This is a genomic window from Agromyces sp. Soil535 (genome assembly GCF_001428255.1).
Classification (GTDB): domain Bacteria; phylum Actinomycetota; class Actinomycetes; order Actinomycetales; family Microbacteriaceae; genus Agromyces.
In genome coordinates, this window is record NZ_LMRW01000003.1 from 1 (window position 1) to 18,583 (window position 18,583).

Below are 18,583 nucleotides of genomic sequence, written 5' to 3' on the forward strand. Positions count from 1 at the left end.
CGGCGTGCAGGCGATGCGCCGGGCGCGCTGAGCGCACCTGCGCATGACGCCGCCTCGTGTGGTCGAATCGGTCAGCCGTTGACGGTCCAGTGCCTGTCCGAGGTCGGCGTGGAGGGCGGCGAGGTCGTCATGGCCGGTGTCGTGCAACCTCCGGCGGCGTATAGGCCTTTGCCTCGAAGAGCGAGTTGCGGATGCTGCGTGGCGCCGGTCCCTGCTCGAGATCGCCCAACCCCTTCAGCAAACCGTGCGCTTCCGTCGGGCCCGCTCCGACCAGAGACTGGTGGCATGGGGAACATGGAACGGCTCGAAGCCATAGCCCTCGCCCTGCCCGAATCGACGCGAGTGGACATCGAGAGGTGGGACGGCGAGCCCACGTTCCGGGTTCGCACGAAGAATTTCGTGTTCACGGATCGGGACGCCACCGGGATCAGCGTGAAGCTGCCAAAGGAGGAAGCCGCGGCCGTCGTGGCAACCGTGTCCGGGGCCGAGCCGACCGGCTATGGACTCGGCCGGCACGGCTGGGTGTCGATCCATCTCGGCGCGGCGCCCGACTGGGTGCAGGTCACCGAATGGGTACGGACCTCGTACACGATGGTCGCCCCTCCGGCCCTGGCCCGCCGGGTCCTGGAGGAAGACGGGATCGTCGGGACCGACGGGTGATGTCCCGGGAACGGGTGCGCGTGCCTCAAATGAGAATGTCCGCGTTAGTGGTGTTCCCTGGCTGGATGAGCAGGAAGCTGCAGGTGGCTGTGCGCCGTCGAGGGCGATATCTCTCGCAGCGCGCTGCTCATGAGGAGGTCGGTGAGTTGCCCCGGAATCAACGAGACGACGNGAAGCTGCAGGTGGCTGTGCGCCGTCGAGGGCGATATCTCTCGCAGCGCGCTGCTCATGAGGAGGTCGGTGAGTTGCCCCGGAATCAACGAGACGACGATGCGGAGCTGGATCCCCGAGCGGCTCGACTCTCTGCGGATCTGTCTGTGGTTACCTTAGGAGATGCGTGGAAGGCGATGGACGTCCTTCGTAGCCGACCCCGAGCATCGCCGCATCCTGCACGAAGACGGCAACGAAGCGCACCGCCTTCGCGTCGAGCACGACCGGGCACGCCTGTACATCGAGTTGAGCGGCGAGGATGGCGCCGGTCCGTGGACTGTACTGGCCGTCGACCGAGCATCGCGGTGTTACGCCGTTTTCCAGGCCGAGACCAAGATGGCCGCCACCCAGGGTGCAGCCCAAGCCCTCACCGAGCTGCTTGACGGCTGAACGAAATGGCGGGTGTTGCCGATGCCTGATGGTCGTCGTCGGCCGACCACCCGGCCGTCCATCCCGCAACTCGATCCCAAACGGGCGAAGCCCCGCTCAGGTCGACGGCGTCCTCCCGTCCAGGGGTGCCACCTCGGTGGTCAGTCGTGGGGTGGGCGACGCAGTCGCTTGACGTCGGTGCGCCGCTTCTTCGCTTCCAAGCGCCTTTCCTTGACACCGCGACTCGGACTCGTCGGTCGTCGCGACGGTGACGGCGGCCGCAGAGCGTCGGCCACGACGGCGGCTAGCCGAGCGCGCGCAGCATTCCTGTTGNTCATCCGGAAAGTCCCCGCTTGACGTCGGTGCGCCGCTTCTTCGCTTCCAAGCGCCTTTCCTTGGCACCGCGACTCGGACTCGTCGGTCGTCGCGACGGTGACGGCGGCCGCAGAGCGTCGGCCACGACGGCGGCTAGCCGAGCGCGCGCAGCATTCCTGTTGCGCAATTGCGCGCGGTGCTCGGATGCTGTGATCGTCAGTACTCCGTCGACAACGCGACTGCTCAGACGCTCGAGGAGTCGCTCCCGCTGGAGCGGAGAGAGGACGGCCGAGCCTGCCACATCCCAGACGAGTTCCGCTCGGGAGTCGGCAGTGTTCACACCTTGCCCGCCGGGACCGGATGACCGCGAGAACCGCCAAGACAGCTCAGACTCGGGGATCGTGAGTCCGGAGTCGACCCGAAGACCGGGACGGTGGGCAGCGGGCATGGATCCATCATCCTCTTGNGAGAACCGCCAAGACAGCTCAGACTCGGGGATCGTGAGTCCGGAGTCGACCCGAAGACCGGGACGGTGGGCAGCGGGCATGGATCCATCATCCTCTTGCGCTCGAGATGCGCCCACAGACGGATCCCTGATTGGTATCCCTCATCCGCTAATAGCAGCGCGGCGATGATGTCGGTCGGGTGCCGATGCCTGGCAGGAAACGCGTGATCTCGTGCGAGTGACGGGAGCATTCTGGGTTCATGACTGAGCAACGAGCGGTGGTGCGCATGTGGACGGGCGTCGTGCGCACGGAAGACCGGGACGCGTACGTGAACTACATCGAACGCACAGGGATGGATGCCTATCGGGCGACGAAGGGCAACCTCGACGCGTGGCTCCTCACCCGCGACCTTGGTGACGGTCGCACCGAGGTCACCACCGTCTCTCGGTGGGAATCACTCGAAGCCATCGCCGAATTCGCCGGTCCGGATCTTGAGCGCGCCGTGTTCTATCCCGAAGACGATAGGTACCTTGTGGAACGGGACAACAGAGTGCGCCACTACGCGCAACAAACCTGAGCGTGCACGGATCGTCATCCGGCGCCCCGCCGCCCGGCGCCGGATGACGATCCTCCTGCGGACGTCCAGTGACAACCGGACCCTAGAGGGCAATTACAGCACGCGACATTTGGGGGGTGAGCCGCCGTATGGGCGTCTCACAACGAGGGTCAGTGCGGGTTCTTGATCGTGAAGTACGAGCCACGGATGGTGCCGGCGAGCTTTGATTTCTGGCGCGCAAACTTGAACCTTGTGGCGAGTTCTTCCGGGATCTCCATTCCGTCGGACAGCTTGAATCCGACGGCGCGCTTACCTACATCGTCGAGGGTGTACATCACGTTGATCGAGAGGCCGCTGGCATAGAAGATGTATGCCATCCGGATTCCCTCAACCTCGAACTCGGTGGCTTCCAGCGGAGGGGAGGCGATGACGATGTCGCGTTCTTCCTTCAGGATGCCGTGCACCCAGTCGATCGTCTCCTTCGCTTGGCTCGCAGGCTTGACGGTGAAGACGTGGTCGTACTTGTTCTTGAAGTAGCGCGCCTCGTTCGCGCGGAGTCCCGCAAGTGAATTGGCGACCGAAGATGACTCCAGGCCGATCGGCGACACGTTGGTGAAGTCAACGACGTACGACATTCCTAGCGTCCTTCCAGCCCCGCGGGTGTGGCAATGGATCCAATGTACTGACCTGGGCCCCCATAGCACTTCTCGACAACTGATCGACGCGGCGATCGCGGAGCAATCGACGCCTCGAGCCGGGCCTGCGCTATCGAGGATCCTCGAGCAGGCCCGGTCTCGCTGTGGGACCGCCGAGTCTGATGCGCAGCTCAGCCGCATCGGTGAGGATGGTCCGGTCCCTGTGGCGCGAAGAAGGAGTCGACGCGATGACGAAGTACCTGATCTCGTTCCNGAGTCTGATGCGCAGCTCAGCCGCATCGGTGAGGATGGTCCGGTCCCTGTGGCGCGAAGAAGGAGTCGACGCGATGACGAAGTACCTGATCTCGTTCCCGAGTGCCGCCATGGTCTTTCCCGACGATGATCTGCAGGCAGTCTCGGATGCGTCGCACGTGGTCGTGCAGGAGGCGAAGGACGCCGGGGTTTGGGTGTTCGGCGGCGGCATCGACGAGAGCATTCCGCCTGTCATGGTCGATGGCGATGAGACCGTGACCGAGGGCACGTACACGCAGACGAAGCAACTCGAAGGCGGCTACACGGTGCTGGAGCTGCCCTCTCGCGAGGCGGCACTGGAATGGGCCGCGAAGATCGCGGTTGCCTGCCGATGCGCGCAGGAGGTGCGCGCGTTCCAGTACGACCCCGCCAGCTGACGGCCCTCGAACTCGCTGGGTATCGCGTGCGGCTTCGACCAGATCCACTCCTCGCCCCAACGCCATCCCATGTTCCGCGGCGCGACTAGGAACGGGAAGACCTGGGGATGCCGCTGGCCTTCATCGGGTAACCACGCGTCAGATGCGCATCGTCATCCGTGTATAACCGCGTAACTGCGGCGCGCGAGCGCCTGGCGGCGTCAAGTGTCGAGGAAGTCCCACTCGCTCCCGAGAACCCAGCGGAAAGCGGAGAGCTTTCCGTTCGCATGCGGCGTCTTCCAGTCGGTACTCCTGCTGGAGCGACCGGTGATACCGAATGCGATCGAAGAGTTCCTGCTCAGCAGTCACGATCTCATCCGGCCGCCGGGGTTCCTCCCGGAAGTCCGTCTCGTCGAACAGCTCCTCGATTTCCGCGCCGAAGTGTTCGCGAAGAACGGAGTCCAAGCCGTCGACCCCCTGGGCGTAGCGTGCACCGGGTGCAACCTGTCCAATTCCACGGGTACTTGTACCGTGCCGCAATCACCGTGGCGGTGCGGGTCGGACCGTGAGGATCTGGTGTGCGTAGCCGACTGGGCCGGAGCCGTCGTGAAGCGTGGTGCTGGTGACGCCTTGACCGGTGGGGCCGAAGACCACCGTGGTGTCCAGGCCGACCCAGTGTCCGTGTGGCTGTCGGTGGAGGTGGATGGTCAGGTCGGTGTTGGGGTACATCCATTCGGTGGGGGTCTCCCGGGCGGCGAGGCCGTTCGCGATGTCGACGAGCGCGATGAAGGCCGCGAGGGCGCTCACGTCCTCGCCGTCGACGAGCTCGATGTCGGTCGTCACCCACGCGACGGTGTGGCCGGGTTCCGGTGGGGCGATCGGGCGCACGTCCAGGGACGCAACGAATCCGCCGGGCCAGATGGAGGTCATCGGCCACGACGGGAGCGTGTCCGGTGGGGGCAGCGGGCCTGACCCGCCGCCGGCGACAGCGGTCGTGTCCACCGTGGTCAGGTACCAGGCGTGAGCGTGGACGACGGTTCGGCCGGCGATGCGCACGGTTGCGGTGATGAGCTCGATGGTCAGGCCCCGGCGTGCGGTGTCGACCGTGATCTCGCATTCCTCCAGGCCGAGGCGCCCGAGGATGTCGAAGCTGATTCGGCCGAGTAGCAAGCCGGACTCCGAGCGGCCGGCCATGTGCTGTTCCACTGCATGGACGATGAGGCCACCGAGTGGGCTGAAGTGCAGCTCGGTCGGGTCCCACCCGCCGCCGGCATGGTTCGTCGGTTGGAAGCGGTGTTCGTCGACTCGCTCGAAGTAGTAGCCCGGTGCGGCCATCGTCCTGCTCTCGTGGTTGGAAGGTGTGCTCTGGTGCGGGGAAGGTGCCGGCCTCGACCTCGGCAGCGTATTCCTTCGCCGCGTTCGTGAGTGTGCCGTGCAGGTCGGCATACTGCTTCACGAAGCGCGGAAGCCGGCCGGTGCGCAGCCCGGCCATGTTCTGCCAGACAAGCACCTGCGCGTCGCAGCCTGGACCCGCGCCGATTCCCACGGTAGGGATGCCGATGGCTGTCGTGATCACCGGGATGCCGGCCTCGTCGAACGTGCGGGCGGTGTACATGTCGTACGCGGTCAGCATCGCCCACCTCTGCCCGCCCTGCTTCATCTCCTGCAGGTGATGCACGCGGACCCGCTTCCGGGTCGACGCCGACCCGTCGTCGCCCACGTGGGGTGCCGGTTGCTCGCTCATATGCTTCCTCGGTTCCTAGGCTCCGGCCGGCCGCGTGACGTGGATCAGCTGCTCCACCAGCAGGAACGCGCCGATACCGATCATCGCCGCACCCGAGAGTCGCGTCACTATCCTCGCCGCTCGCGGCCGGGCGCCCAGCACCGTCCGGGCACCGACGCCGACGATCGTGTAGACCACCGCGCAGCTTGCCGTGTGCACGGACCCGAGGACGCCGATCTGCCACCACAGCGGCCAGCTCGCGCTCGGATCCGTGAACTGCGGCAGCAGCGCCAGGAACAGCAGGAACACCTTCGGGTTCAGCCCGCTCACCCCGGCCCCCTTCGCCGCCCAACGCGCCCATGACCTCGCAGCAGGATCTTCGCCGGCGATGGGTGCAGACGGCTTGCGAAGCGTGCCGACGCCGAGCCAGACCAGGTACGTAGCGCCGGCGACCGTGAGCACGGTCAACGCAACCGGTGCTCCGGCAAGGAGGGTGCCGACCCCGGCTGCGACGACGGCGGTGGCCGCCAAGTGCCCGAACAACATGCCGACGATCGCCGGTGTGACCCGACCGCGCAGGCCCGCCGAGATCGCATAGGCCCAGTCTGCTCCTGGCGTGATCACGAAGAGGAACGAGAGCACCCAGAATGCGGCGAGTGAGCTCATCTGCACGGCCGTTCCACCTCCCGGATGTCGATCGTTCACGGCCCGCAGAGAGGCTATGCGCGATCCGACGGAAGGTGTTCCCAGATCTTCCCGCCGAGTCGTCGCTTTGGGGGAAGAATGTTCGCATGGACGATGTTGACCGGCGGATTCTTGCCGAACTGCAGATGGACGGGCGACTTACGGTCACCGAGCTCGCCGAGCGGGTACGGCTCAGCGTCTCCCCATGCCACAGACGGCTGAAGGCCCTCGAGCAGGACGGAGTGATCAGCACCTATCGCGCCCACCTCGATCCGCACGTGCTCGGGCTGGGCTTCGAGACGCTCGTGTTCGTCACCATGAGGGCCGCCGACCGCGAGACCGTCGACGCGTTCGAGCAGGCCGTCGCCGACATCTCTCACATCCTGCAGGCGCAACGACTCTTCGGTGACCCCGACTACCTGCTCCGCATCATCGCCAAGGACCTCCCGTCCTTCCAGAAGCTCTACGACGAACGCATCGCCACGCTCCCCGGCGTCCAACGCCTCAGTTCCACCCTGGTCATGAAGAGCGTCGTCGAGGACCGGCCCCTTCCGCTCTGAAACCCGCGGGAATCTGCCGACTCGCTTCACGCGGAGCCGAAGAGCTCCCTCTCGACGCTCATGATCGCGACGCGCAGGGCCCCTTGCAGCATGCCTCCGCGGCCGAGGGCGGAGGCGCGCAGCTCCATCGCGGGCGCACCCGCCGCCTCGAGGGCGGTCCGCAGTCTCGGGATGAGCACGTCGGCACCGGCTTCGAGGCCGCCGCCCACCACGATGAGGGGCGGCGCGATCGTCCACGCGAACACCGCGAGCAGCTGTGCGAACGGCGCGACGAAGGCGTCGAGCTCCGCGATCGCCTCGGGCTCCCCGCGGCGCACGCCCTCGGCGACCGCGTCGCCGACCGCCCGCTCCACCGGGTCGGGCGACGTGAGCAGGCCGAACCGGTTCTGTTCCATCGCCTGCGTGCCGAGGAGGTTCGCCTCGACGATCTCGCCCGCCGCCCCGCGGAAACCACGGTGGATTCGACCGTCGATGATGATTCCCGAGCCCGTGCGGTTGCCGGCGAACAGCCAGGTGAAGCTCTCGTAATCGTTCGCGACGCCGAGCGCGCGCTCGGCCAGCGCGGCGAGGTTGGCGTCGTTGTCGACGATGACGTGGACGCCGGCGGGAAGCCCGAGCCCCTCCCCCGCCCGGACGCCCGCCCAGCGGGGTGCATGGACGAGCGTGACGACTGTTCCGTCGTCGTCGACCGCACCACCGGTCGCCACACCGACGGCGCGGAAGGCCTCCACTGGCGTGCTCGACTCGTCGGCCGCTGCGAGGAGCGCGGCCCTGGCCTCGGCGAGCGTGAGGTCGGGATTCGTCGAGTTCGTGAGCGTACGGCGCGAACGGCCGAGCACCGTGCCGCCGAGGTCCGCCACGATCGCCTCGGTCGAATGGGTGTCGATCTGCACGGCGCCGACGAGCGCGCGCTCCGGGCGGAACTCGTAGAGCCTCGGCGGGCGCCCCGCGCCCGTCGCGGGACCGGGCTCGATCGGCTCGACCCAGCCTTCGGCGACGAGGTCGGCGAGGATCAGTTCGATGGTCCGGCGCGACAGCCCGGTCGCGCGGTTCAGCTCGGTCATCGTGAGCGGCGCGCTCGCGAGGTACAGCGAACGGAGCGTCAGCGAGGAGTTCAGCTCGCGCATCGCCGTGGGATCGACTGCCCGCACGCCGCTCCCCCTCTCCCGCATCGCGCCGCTCAGCCTACCGGGGCGCTGAAGCGGGTCGGGCGTGCGCGACGGAGAGCAGCACCCGGGCCGGCCCGTCGCCCACCACGGCCCAACGGTGCCGGATGTCGGCCGGGTGGCTGATCGCCTCGCCGGCGCCGAGCTGCCAGGAGCCCTGGCCCTCGAGGGTGACCTCGATCGTGCCGTCTGCGACGTAGACGGTCATCTCACCGTCGGACTCGAACCAATCGCCGAGGTCGGCACCGGAAGCGACGCGGTATTCCACCACCTCGAGCACGTGACCGGCGCCGGCGGAGAGGAGGCGTCCGTACGCGGCCCCGGGCGCCTCCGAGACCGGCAGCTCGCGACCCTCCCCGCGCCGCAGCACGTTCACGTCGCGCGGCGCGCCGACGGTGGGCATGAGTTCGCTCGGCGGCAGTCCGAGCGCGTGGGCGAGCCGGTACAGGCTGGACAGCGATGGGCTCGCCGTTCCCTTCTCGACGTGGCTCAGGAACGGCTGGCTCATCTCGGCCATGCGCGCGAGCGCGCGCATCGAGAGTCCTGCGGCTTGGCGCGCCTCACGGATGGCCCGGCCGACCGCCGCACTGACGTCGGCTGCGGCATCCGGATCCTGTAACACCGTGTTCACCCGAGCAGCGGGATCGCCAACCATACTGATAACCAATACCTATCACTTGGCCCGGAATCGGGACATGGAACAGGTCGAACCTATCCGAACACCGAGGGAGACCGGCGTGAGCGCTGCATTCCAAGTCCCGGCGATCGACATCGCCCCCTACGTCATCGGCGGCACCGACGTCGAGCGAGCCGACGTCGCTCGCCGCATCGATGACACGGCCCGCACCGTCGGCTTCATGCAGATCCTCGGTCACGGCATCCCCCTCGAGGCATGGGCGCGCCTCGGACGCGCGAGCGATCGGTTCTTCGAATTGCCGCTCGACGTGAAGAAGCGGCACCGCGCCCCGGCCGGCGTCAACCGCGGGTACAGCCCGCCGAAGTCCGAACGGCTCAGCCTCAGCCTCGGCGTCGAGAAGGCCGAACGCATGAACGACTTCTTCGAGGCGTTCAACGTGGGTGCGACGGCCGCCGATTACGCACACGCGAACGTCGATCCCGACATGTACTCCGAGAACATCTGGCCCGCCGAGGCCGACACCTTCCGCGACGACGTGGAGCTGTGGATGTCGCACGCGACCGCCGTCGCGAAGGTCATGATGCGGATCTTCGCCGACGCACTCGGCCTGCCCGTCGGGTACTTCGACGCCTACACCGACCACTCCCTCAACGTGCTGCGCATGAACAACTACGCCCTGCCCGAGGGCGAGCGGGTCGAACTGGACGGCGATCTCATCGGCATGGGCGAGCACACCGACTTCGGCATCGTGACGCTGCTCTGGGCGGACGACGTGAAGGGCCTCCAGGTTCTGGATGCCGACGGCGGCTGGAACGATGTCTCACCCCTGCCCGGCGCCCTGCTCGTGAACCTCGGCGACGTGACGGCGCGGTGGACGAACGAGCGCTGGAAGTCGACGCTGCACCGTGTGAAGCCGCCCGTGATCGACGGTCGCATCAAGCGACGCCGCTCGGCGGCGTACTTCTTCGACGGCAATGTCGACGCGGTGATCTCCACGCTGCCGGGGTGCGTCGCAGAGGGCGAGACCGAGCTCTACGGTCCGATCACGATCGGCGAGCACATCGAGGCGAAGCTCCGGGGTTCCCGAGGGCTCGTGAACAACACGGCCGATACGGAACGCGAGGCGGAGCGAGTGCTCGCCAGCAGCTCCTGATCGCCCTCGACCGGCGCGGCCTCCGTCGCTAGCGTGGCATGAGTGGATGTCGATTCCGCACGATCCCGTTCGACGCACACGGTGAGGCGGCATCCGGTCGCCGTTCACGCGAAGGAGCACATCATGGGAATCATCTCGGTCGACCTCTTCATCACCCTCGACGGGGTGTACCAGGCACCGGGCGGTCCCGACGAGGACCGCGAGGGCGGCTTCGAGTTCGGCGGCTGGCAGGGGGCGTACTTCGACGACGAGACCGGTGAGGCGATCGGCGCCGGCATCGACCGTATGGACGCGCTGCTGCTCGGTCGCAAGACCTACGACATCTTCGCGGCGTACTGGCCGAACCAGGGCGACGACCCGATCGCGGTGACGTTCAACGCCCTGCCGAAGTTCGTCGTGTCGCGCTCGCTGACCGACCCGGCGTGGGAGGGCGCCACGGCGCTGTCGGATGTCACGGAGGTGGCCGCATTGAAGGACCGGTTCGACGACATCCACGTCATCGGCAGCGGTGACCTCGCGCGGTCGCTGCTCGAGGCCGACCTCGTCGACCGGCTGAACCTCTACCTCTACCCGCTCACGTTCGGATCGGGCAAGCGGCTCTTCGCAGACGGCACCGGCGTGCCGGCGGCGTTCCGATTCGCGGAGCCGCCCAAGGCGTTCCCGAAGGGGGCGATCTCGCTCGTCTACGAGCGCGCGGGCGCGCCGATCACGGGCGTCGACATCTCGCAGCAGCAGGCGTAGCGGGCGACGCCTGCGGCTGGGCGCGCCCGTCAGATCTCGGTGTGGCCCAGGTCGGGCCCGGCGAGCGTGCGGACCTCTGCCGCCATCGCCTCGAACTCGAGCACCACGACCTCGTTCGCACCCGCACGCGTGACCGGCGCCGGGACGATGAGCGTGCGCTGGGGGCCGCGCCGCCAATAGCGACCGAGCAGGAATCCGTTCACCCACACGAGGCCCTTGCCCCAGTGCAGCGTGTCGAGGAAGAGGTCGGCAGGCTCGTCGAGCCGCAACTCGCCCCGCGCGAGCGTGGGGCCGGCGGGCAGGCCCTCGGCTCGACCGTGCGAGGCGAGCTCGGGCACGCGGTCGAGGTCGACGGGCCGCACGGACCAGTCCGTGAGCTCGACGCCGTCGAGTGCGACGCCGCCGATGAGGCCCTTGCGCTCGCCGATCCGCGAGCCGTAATCGACGCGGCCCTGGTCCTCGACGAGGATCACGAGCTCGCCGCGGGTCTCGGTCAGCACGACGGATCGCTCGTGCGCGTCGCGCGACAGCACGCCCACCGGCACGCCGTCGAGCAGCACCCATGCGCGGTCGCGCACTTCCTCGCCCACGGTGAGCACGCCCGTGCCGCCGCGGCGGAGCCGAGTGGCGAACAGCACGATGCCGCGGTCGTGGCCGAGCTCGTCGAATGTCGGCACGCGGTCGTGGCGGGTCTCGTCGCCGAGGCGCGCTGCGACCTCGAGCAGCGCGGGACCGACATCGAGCGGGGCGACGAGCTGCGGTGCGTCCGGACGCTCGCCGGGCACCTCGTCGGGCACGTCGGCGTACTTCGCGATCATGTCGCGGAACGCCCAGTACTTCGCCGTCGGGTGCCCGCTCTCGTCGAGCGGGGCGTCGTAGTCGTAGCTCGTCGTGATCGGCGCGTACCGTCCCTTGTCGTTCGCGCCGTTGGTGAGCCCGAAGTTGGTGCCGCCGTGGAACATGTACACGTTGACCGAGCCGCCAGCGGCGAGCAGCGCGTCGAGCTCCGCAGCGGATGCCGCGGCATCCGTCGTGTGATGGTGCGACCCCCAGTCGTCGAACCACCCGCACCAGAACTCCATGCACATGAGCGGGCCGGTCGGCTGGAACTCGCGCAACGTCGCGAACCGCTCGGCGGCGCGCGAGCCGAACGACGCCGTGAGGTGCAGCCCCGGCAGGCTGCCATCGGCGAGCATCTGCGGCGTCGGCTGGTCGATCGTGGTGAGGGGCACGGTGATGCCGGCGTCGCGCGTCACTCGCACGAGCTCGGCGAGGTAGTCCTTGTCGGCCCCGTAGGCCCCGTACTCGTTCTCGATCTGCACGAGGATCACGGGCCCGCCCGCGTCGATCTGCCGGGGCGCGACGATGTCGTAGACGCGGCGCAGGTACTCGCTCACCGCGGCCAGGTAGCGCGGCTCGGAGCGGCGCACGCCCACGTCGGGATCGCGGAACAGCCACGCGGGCAGCCCGCCGTTGTCCCACTCGGCGCAGATGTACGGCCCCGGCCGCACGATCGCGTGCATGCCCTCGGCGGCCACGAGGTCGAGGAACCGGCCCAGGTCGAGTCCGTCGTCGGCGCGCCAGTCGCCGCGCCGCGGTTCGTGCGCGTTCCACGCGACGTAGGTCTCGATGGTGTTGAGCCCCATGAGCCGGGCTTTGCGGATGCGGTCGGCCCACAGGTCGGGGTGCACGCGGAAGTAGTGCAGCGCACCCGCGAGGATGCGGTGCGGCCGCCCGTCGAGCTCGAAGTCGGTCGTGCCGATGGCGAAGCGGGAGTGGGCGGTCACGGGCATCCGTTCTGGTGGTTCTGATCTGTCGGAGAGGTTCTGGACGAACGAGGCCGGCCGGGAGCGCCCGACCGGCCTCGTTGCGGTGCTGCGGGGCTACTCGCTGACCGTGAAGCCCTGCTCGTTGCCGTACTCGACGAGCTTGCTCTGCCAGTCGGCGAGACCCTCGTTGAGGTCGACCTTGTTCGCGTAGGACTGGCCGACAGTGTCGCCGAAGATGCTGTTCGCGTACACCTGGTAGGGCAGGTACGACCAGCCGGATGCCACGTCCTTCGAGGCCTGCGTGAGCACCTCGTTGATCTTCTGGCCGCCGAAGTACTCCGACTCGGAGCCGACGAACTCGGGGTCCTCGAGGTCGGCCGTGGTCGACGGGAAGCCGCCGCTCTCGAGGAAGATCTCGATCGACGCGGGGTCGCTGTTCAGCCAGCGGAGGAACGCGGCGGCGAGCGCCGGGTTCTTGCTCTGCGTCGTGACGGACTGTCCGCCACCGCCGTTCTCGGCGCTCACCGGGGTGCCGTCGTAGGTCGGGATCGGCGCGACGGCCCAGTCGCCCGCGGCATCCGCGACGCTGGACTCGAGCACGCCGGGCATCCAGGCGCCGGTGACGAGCGACGCGATCGACCCGTCGGCGAGGCCCTTGAACCACTCGTCGCTCCACCCGGGGGTGGTCGAGAGCAGGTCCTCCTCGACGAGCTGGTTCCAGACGCCGGTCCACTTCTGCGTGCCTTCGTCGGCGAGGTCCACCGTGATGTCGGTGCCGTCGATCTGGAACGGACGGCCGCCGGCCTGCCAGATCATGCTCGTCGTGAAGCCGGCGTCGCCGGTGTCGGAGGTGATGTACTTCGTCGGGTCGGCGGTGTGCAGGTCACGGGCGGCCTGAACGTACTCGTCCCACGTGGTCGGCACGGTGATGCCGTTCTGGTCGAACACGGCCTTGTTGTAGAACAGCGCCATGGGGCCGGAGTCCTGCGGCAGGCCGACGAGCTTGCCGTCGACGTTCACGGCGCCCCAAGTCGAGGCGCTGTACTGGTCTTCCAGCTCGTCGAGGCCGAACTCGGTGAGGTCGGCGAGCGAGTCGGAGAGCGCGAACTGGGGGATGGCGTAGTACTCGATCTGCACGACATCGGGCGCACCCGAGCCGGCCTTGATCGCGTTCTGGAGCTTCGTGTACTCCTCGGTGTTGGTGCCGGCGTTCACCAGCTCGACGTCGACGTTCGGGTATTCCTCCTCGAACGCGGCGACCTGGGCCTCGGCGCTCGGGGTCCAGCTCCAGTAGGTGATCTTGCCGCCGGCCTCGAGCGCGGCGTCGAGGTCGGTGGTGCTGCCGCTCTCGGTGCCTCCGGCTGCTGAACAGGCGGCGAGCGAGCCGACCGCGAGTGCGGCGGTCGCGGCGACCGTCAGGGTCCGCCGAAGGGCGGTACGGGCGATGGTCATGTGATGCTTCCCTTCACTTCGTTGTGCCATGTGTGTTCCGGGGCAGGACGCTCCGGGTGAGCGGTGGGGATGGGGTTCGACATGCGGTGCCGCTCGGTCACTGCTTGACGCTTCCGGCGCTGAGCCCCGACTGCCAGAACCGCTGCAGCCCGAGGAACGCGACGACGATGGGGATGATCGTGAGGAGCGAGCCCGTGATCACCAGGTTGTAGATGGGCTGCGCGGCCGCGCCGGTGGCCTGCGCGTTCCACTGGTTGAGGCCGACGGTCAGCGGGTACCACGTGGGATCGCTCAGCATGATGAGCGGCAGGAAGTAGTTGTTCCACGTCGCGACCACGGTGAACAGCAGCACCGTGACGATGCCCGGCGCGAGCAGGCGGATCGAGATGGTGAAGAACGTGCGGAACTCGCCCGCTCCGTCCATTCGGGCCGCCTCGAGGAGCTCGGTCGGCACCGAGTCGACCGCGTACACCCAGATCAGGTAGAGGCCGAACGGGCTGATGAGCGACGGGATGATGATCGCCCACGGCGTGTTCGTGAGGCCGAGCTGGCTGAACATGAGGAACGTCGGCACCGCGAGGGCGGTGCCGGGCACCGCGATCGCGCCGAGCACGACCGCGAACACCGCGCGGCGACCGGTGAAGCGGAACTTGGCGAGCCCGTAGCCGGCGAGGGTCGCGAGCAACGTCGCGCCGCCCGCCCCGAGGATGACGTAGAGCAGGGTGTTGCCGAGCCAGCGCACGAAGATGCCGTCGCGGTAGGTGAGCGTCTCCCAGATGTTCTGGAACAGCACGAAGTCGTCGTCGAACCAGAGTCCGAAGCTCGAGAACAGCCCGCTCTGGGTCTTCGTGGCGTTGATCACGAGCCAGGCGAGCGGCACGAGGCTGTAGATGACGAAGATCGACATCAGCAGCGTGAAGGCCACCGACTTGCGCGGATGCAGCGGTGAGTGGCGTCGGCGGGAGCCGCCGGATGCGCGGTTGGTACGGGTGCCGCGCGTGCCGGCCGCGCGGGCGGTTGTCGTGGCGTCTTCGGGTCGGGCGGATGCCGCGTCGGCGTGTTCGGTCGTGGTGCTCATCGCTCCTCCTTCCGCGAGCCGCGGAGTTGCACGACGTAGGCGATCACCGCGGTGATCACGCCCATGACGATCGCGACCGTGGCCGAGTAGTTGTACTGCTGGCCTTGGAACGAGAGGTTGTAGGCGTACATGTTCGGCGTGAAGAACGTGGTGATGATGTTCGGCGCCAGCGTGCGCAGGATGTTCGGCTCGTTGAAGAGCTGGAAGCTGCCGATGATCGAGAAGATCGTGGCGATGACGATCGCCCCGCGCAGCGCCGGGAGCTTGATGCCCGTGACGACGCGCATGGGTCCCGCGCCGTCGAGCTCGGCGGCCTCGTAGAGATCGGTCGGGATCGTCCGCAGCGCCGAGTAGAAGATGAGCATGTTGTAGCCCACGAACTCCCAGGTGACGATGTTGCCGATCGAGGCGAGGATCCAGTTCCGCGCGAACGGGGTGATGACTTCGCTGCCGAGCCAGTCGTTGACGTTGGCCGCGAGGCCGAAGTCGGGGCCGTAGATGAACCCCCACATGAGCACGGCGACGACCGCGGGCACGGCGTACGGCAGGAAGATCACGATGCGGAAGAAGCCCGAGGCGTGCAGGCGCGCGCTGTCGATGGCGAGGGCCGCGAAGAGCGCGAGCGCGAGCATGATGGGCACCTGCACGAGGAGGAAGAGCACCACCCGGCCGAAGCCCTCCCAGAACTGGGCGTCGCCGAACAGGGCGACGAAGTTCTCGACGCCCACGAACGCGTTGCCGCCCACGAGCTGCTCGCGGAAGAGGCTGAGGTAGATCGAGTAGACGACCGGCGCGATGAACACCAGGAGGAAGACGATGAGGAACGGGGCGACGAACGCGAGGCCCTTCCACTCGCTGCGATTCCGCACTCGCGTGCGCCGGAGGGGCGGCCCGGAAACCACCGCCGCGGGTGCCACAGGGGACGTCGTTGTCATTCGCAATTTCCAATCGGGTCTGCATGTTCACGTCAACATGCAGTCCGAGTACCGTAGCATGTTTACGTGAACATGCGCCAGTCTGTGCATGTTCGGCGGCCGCGAGGGGAGCCAGAGATGACAACCACCACTTCGACAGAGGTCACCGCAGCACGGCGGCGCGGTCCCTCGATGGCGGATGTCGCCCGGGAGGCGCACGTCTCGGGCCAGACCGTGTCGCGCGTGTCGAACGGCCGCGACAACGTCGACGCCGAGACCCGCGAGCGGGTGCTGGCCGCGATGCACAAGCTCGGCTACCGGCCGAACAGCGCCGCTCGTGCCCTGCGCACCGGCCGCTTCCACAGCATCGGCGTGATCATGTTCACGCTCTCGAGCTTCGGCAACATGCGCACGCTCGACGCGATCGCCATCGCGGCCGCCGACGCGGGCTACTCCATCACGCTCATCCCGGTGCCCCATCCGACGCTGGGCGAGGTCTCGGTGGCGTTCGACCGCCTGAGCGAGGAGGCCGTCGACGGGGTGATCATCATCGTCGAGGCGCACCTGCTCGACGAGAGCGATGTGGTGCTGCCGGCGGGCCTGCCCGTCGTGGTGGTCGACTCGACCGCGGCCGACCGCTACCCCATGGTCGACACCGACCAGGCTCACGGCGCCCGGCTCGCCACCGAGCATCTCCTCTCGCTCGGGCATCGCACCGTGTGGCACGTCGCCGGCCCTGAGCGCTCGTACTCGGCGACCCACCGTCGCGAGGCGTGGGAGTCGACGCTACGCGCACACGGCGCCGACGTGCCGCCCGTGCTCGTCGGTGACTGGTCGAGTGAATCGGGCCACGAGGTCGGCCTCGAGCTCGCCCGCAACCCCGACGTCACCGCGATCTTCACGGCGAACGACCAGATGGCTCTGGGCGTGCTTCGTGCATTGCACGAGGCAGGCCGCGCTGTGCCCGGCGAGGTGAGCGTCGTCGGCTTCGACGACATGGAGGAGTCCCGCAGCTTCTGGCCGCCGCTCACCACCGTGCGCCAGTTCTTCGGCGAGGTCGGCCGCCTGTCGGTCGAGGAGCTGCTGCAAGAGGTGGAGTCCGGCGAGCGCGGCGGCAGCACGCTCGTGGCGACCGAGCTGATCGTGCGCGAGAGCACGGCGCGCCCGCCTGCCTGAGCCTGGCGGACGCGCCGCGCCCGTCGCGTTCGCGTCATCCGAACGGGATCGCCCCCACGACCACGCCGACGACGAGCATCACGAGTGAGACGATGACGGCCCGCCAGAGCACTTTCTTGTGGTGGTCGCCGAGGTTCACCCCGGCGAGCGACACGAGCAGCAGGATCGCGGGAACCAGCGGGCTCTGCAGGTGCACCGGCTGGCCGGTGATCGAGGCGCGGGCCATCTCGACAGGGTCGATGCCGTACGTCGCGGCGCTCTCGGCGAGCACCGGCAGGATGCCGAAGTAGAACGCGTCGTTCGACATGAAGAACGTCATCGGGATCGACAGGACGCCGGTGATCACGGCGAGGTACGGGCCGAGCGCCGCGGGCACGACGTCGACGACCCAGTCGGCCATCGCGGTCACCATCCCGGTGCCGTTCAGCACGCCGACGAGTACGCCCGCGGCGAGCACCATCGAGACGACGCCGACGATGCTCGGCGCATGGGCGACGATCTCGTCGGCCTGGCTGCGCACCTTCGGGAAGTTCACGATGAGCGCGAGCGCGGAGCCGATCATGAACACGAACGGCAGCGGCACCACGTCGATGACCAGCAGCACCATCACGGCGACGGTGAGCGCGAGGTTGAACCAGATCAGCTTCGGACGCAGCGTCGCACGGTTGGGGTCGAGCACGGTGTCGGCCATGACGGTGTCGTGCTCGTCCTCGTCGAGGGTGACCGGTGCGGCGGGTCCCCCGACGGCGTTGATCGTCATGACGTTCGTCGTCGACAGGGTGGCACGTGCGCCGACCGAGGCCTGCGCCCCGCGCATCCGCGAGAGGCGCGCGCGGATGCCGCCGCCGGACGCTCGGCGCTCGGTGGCGGCATCCGACTCCGCCGCACCCGCCCACTCGTCGACCATGAGCTCGCTCGTCGCCAGCGACCCGAGTCGCTTGCGCTCCGCGAGGCCGAGCATCCAGGCGAAGCCGAGCGAGACGGCGAGCCCGACCGCGAGCGAGGGCAGCATCGGCACGAAGATCTCGGTCGGCGAAACCTGCAGCGCCGAGGCGGCACGCACGGTCGGGCCGCCCCACGGCACGATGTTGAGGGTGCCGTTCATGAGGCCCGCGACGCACGTGAGCACGACGGGGCTCATGCCGAGGCGCAGGTAGATCGGCAGCATCGCCGAGGTCGTGATGATGAAGGTCGTCGAGCCGTCGCCGTCGAGCGAGACCGCGCCGGCGAGCAGCGCCGTGCCGAGCACGACCTTCGCGGGGTCGTTGCCGAGCAGGCGCGTGATGAAGCGGATGAGCGGGTCGAACAACCCGACGTCGATCATGATGCCGAAGAACATGATGGCGAACATGAGCAGGGCCGCGGTCGGCGCGAGGCTGCCGATGGACTCGAGCACCATGTCGCCGATGCCGAGGCCCGCGCCGGCGAACAGCCCGAAGATCGTCGGCACGACGATGAGGGCGACCATCGGGGTGAGCCGCTTGGTCATGATCAGCGCCATGAAGGTGAGGATCATGGCGAATCCGAGTATGACGAGCATGTCGACTCCTTTGTCGGGTTTGTCGGGGGGGTACGAATACGCGGCACGCTAGTCTCCGGATGGGCCCTGCGATGGGTATCGTGCATTGCCTCCGGTTCTGCGCATTGCCCGGGTTCTGCGCATTCTGCGCA

General features: G+C 68.1%; 19 protein-coding genes and 1 pseudogene. 8 read left to right on the forward strand and 12 right to left on the reverse strand.

Annotation, left to right across the window (positions count from 1 at the left end):
* Window positions 1–285: 285 nt before the first annotated feature.
* Window positions 286–660: an MmcQ/YjbR family DNA-binding protein gene (locus ASG80_RS04255; RefSeq protein WP_056728882.1), complete on the forward strand. Its 375-nt coding sequence runs from the start codon at window positions 286–288 to the stop codon at window positions 658–660.
* 333 nt (window positions 661–993) lie between these two features.
* Entirely contained in the window at window positions 994–1,260 is a 267-nt protein-coding gene (locus ASG80_RS04265) for a hypothetical protein (RefSeq protein WP_056728885.1), read from the forward strand.
* Window positions 1,261–1,573: 313 nt separating this feature from the next.
* Here ASG80_RS04265 and arfB read toward each other — a convergent pair whose 3' ends face one another.
* Window positions 1,574–2,002 carry an alternative ribosome rescue aminoacyl-tRNA hydrolase ArfB gene (arfB, locus tag ASG80_RS22770; RefSeq protein WP_082589755.1) on the reverse strand — a complete coding sequence of 143 codons (429 nt, stop codon included), beginning with the start codon at window positions 2,000–2,002 and terminating at the stop codon, window positions 1,574–1,576.
* A gap of 284 nt (window positions 2,003–2,286) precedes the next feature.
* On the opposite strand from arfB, the gene ASG80_RS04270 reads away from it, so the two are divergent.
* The gene (locus ASG80_RS04270; RefSeq protein WP_056729173.1) at window positions 2,287–2,577 is read left to right on the forward strand and encodes a hypothetical protein; all 291 of its coding nucleotides are present in this window, start codon (window positions 2,287–2,289) and stop codon (window positions 2,575–2,577) included.
* A gap of 149 nt (window positions 2,578–2,726) precedes the next feature.
* On the opposite strand, the gene ASG80_RS04275 is transcribed toward ASG80_RS04270, so the two are convergent.
* Entirely contained in the window at window positions 2,727–3,191 is a 465-nt protein-coding gene (locus ASG80_RS04275) for a hypothetical protein (protein WP_056728887.1), read from the reverse strand.
* Window positions 3,192–3,538: 347 nt separating this feature from the next.
* On the opposite strand from ASG80_RS04275, the gene ASG80_RS04280 reads away from it, so the two are divergent.
* Window positions 3,539–3,880, forward strand: a complete 342-nt coding sequence (locus ASG80_RS04280) for a YciI family protein (RefSeq protein ID WP_056729174.1) — start codon at window positions 3,539–3,541, stop codon at window positions 3,878–3,880.
* Between the two features lie 519 nt (window positions 3,881–4,399).
* Here ASG80_RS04280 and ASG80_RS04285 read toward each other — a convergent pair.
* The 3 genes and pseudogenes from ASG80_RS04285 to ASG80_RS04290 all read right to left on the reverse strand — a co-directional run bounded on the left by ASG80_RS04285 (window position 4,400) and on the right by ASG80_RS04290 (window position 6,248).
* Window positions 4,400–5,194 (reverse strand): thioesterase family protein, encoded by a 795-nt coding sequence (locus tag ASG80_RS04285; protein WP_056728888.1) that lies wholly within the window; start codon window positions 5,192–5,194, stop codon window positions 4,400–4,402.
* A 94-nt stretch (window positions 5,195–5,288) separates the two neighbouring features.
* Window positions 5,289–5,603, reverse strand: a pseudogene (locus ASG80_RS24845) (3-methyl-2-oxobutanoate hydroxymethyltransferase); the annotation flags it as partial.
* Between the two features lie 15 nt (window positions 5,604–5,618).
* On the reverse strand, window positions 5,619–6,248 hold the full coding sequence (locus ASG80_RS04290; RefSeq protein ID WP_235508187.1) for a LysE family translocator: 630 nt from the start codon (window positions 6,246–6,248) through the stop codon (window positions 5,619–5,621).
* A gap of 125 nt (window positions 6,249–6,373) precedes the next feature.
* Between ASG80_RS04290 and ASG80_RS04295 the strand changes: the two genes are divergently transcribed.
* Window positions 6,374–6,826, forward strand: coding sequence for an Lrp/AsnC family transcriptional regulator (locus ASG80_RS04295; protein WP_056728891.1), 453 nt, complete (start codon window positions 6,374–6,376; stop codon window positions 6,824–6,826).
* A 26-nt stretch (window positions 6,827–6,852) separates the two neighbouring features.
* Here ASG80_RS04295 and ASG80_RS04300 read toward each other — a convergent pair whose 3' ends face one another.
* Entirely contained in the window at window positions 6,853–7,977 is a 1,125-nt protein-coding gene (locus tag ASG80_RS04300) for an ROK family protein (protein WP_162256593.1), read from the reverse strand.
* Between the two features lie 34 nt (window positions 7,978–8,011).
* On the reverse strand, window positions 8,012–8,623 hold the full coding sequence (locus tag ASG80_RS04305) for a helix-turn-helix domain-containing protein (RefSeq protein ID WP_162256594.1): 612 nt from the start codon (window positions 8,621–8,623) through the stop codon (window positions 8,012–8,014).
* A gap of 106 nt (window positions 8,624–8,729) precedes the next feature.
* Here ASG80_RS04305 and ASG80_RS04310 point away from each other — a divergent pair, with 106 nt between their 5' ends.
* Both ASG80_RS04310 and ASG80_RS04315 read left to right on the forward strand, forming a co-directional pair.
* On the forward strand, window positions 8,730–9,782 hold the full coding sequence (locus ASG80_RS04310) for an isopenicillin N synthase family oxygenase (protein ID WP_235508163.1): 1,053 nt from the start codon (window positions 8,730–8,732) through the stop codon (window positions 9,780–9,782).
* A gap of 123 nt (window positions 9,783–9,905) precedes the next feature.
* Window positions 9,906–10,523, forward strand: coding sequence for a dihydrofolate reductase family protein (locus ASG80_RS04315; protein ID WP_056728899.1), 618 nt, complete (start codon window positions 9,906–9,908; stop codon window positions 10,521–10,523).
* Between the two features lie 29 nt (window positions 10,524–10,552).
* Here the strand turns inward: ASG80_RS04315 and ASG80_RS04320 are convergent, their stop codons facing one another.
* The 4 genes from ASG80_RS04320 to ASG80_RS04335 all read right to left on the reverse strand — a co-directional run bounded on the left by ASG80_RS04320 (window position 10,553) and on the right by ASG80_RS04335 (window position 15,757).
* Window positions 10,553–12,316 (reverse strand): beta-galactosidase family protein, encoded by a 1,764-nt coding sequence (locus ASG80_RS04320; protein WP_056728902.1) that lies wholly within the window; start codon window positions 12,314–12,316, stop codon window positions 10,553–10,555.
* A gap of 90 nt (window positions 12,317–12,406) precedes the next feature.
* Window positions 12,407–13,744, reverse strand: coding sequence for a sugar ABC transporter substrate-binding protein (locus ASG80_RS04325; RefSeq protein WP_056728904.1), 1,338 nt, complete (start codon window positions 13,742–13,744; stop codon window positions 12,407–12,409).
* Window positions 13,745–13,841: 97 nt separating this feature from the next.
* On the reverse strand, window positions 13,842–14,822 hold the full coding sequence (locus ASG80_RS04330) for a carbohydrate ABC transporter permease (RefSeq protein ID WP_082589757.1): 981 nt from the start codon (window positions 14,820–14,822) through the stop codon (window positions 13,842–13,844).
* Entirely contained in the window at window positions 14,819–15,757 is a 939-nt protein-coding gene (locus ASG80_RS04335) for a carbohydrate ABC transporter permease (protein ID WP_056728906.1), read from the reverse strand. The genes ASG80_RS04330 and ASG80_RS04335 overlap by 4 nt, the downstream gene beginning before the upstream one ends.
* A 117-nt stretch (window positions 15,758–15,874) precedes the next feature.
* Between ASG80_RS04335 and ASG80_RS04340 the strand changes: the two genes are divergently transcribed.
* Window positions 15,875–16,912, forward strand: a complete 1,038-nt coding sequence (locus tag ASG80_RS04340; RefSeq protein ID WP_056728908.1) for a LacI family DNA-binding transcriptional regulator — start codon at window positions 15,875–15,877, stop codon at window positions 16,910–16,912.
* 34 nt (window positions 16,913–16,946) lie between these two features.
* On the opposite strand, the gene ASG80_RS04345 is transcribed toward ASG80_RS04340, so the two are convergent.
* Window positions 16,947–18,452, reverse strand: coding sequence for a CitMHS family transporter (locus ASG80_RS04345; protein ID WP_056728910.1), 1,506 nt, complete (start codon window positions 18,450–18,452; stop codon window positions 16,947–16,949).
* Window positions 18,453–18,583 lie beyond the last annotated feature (131 nt).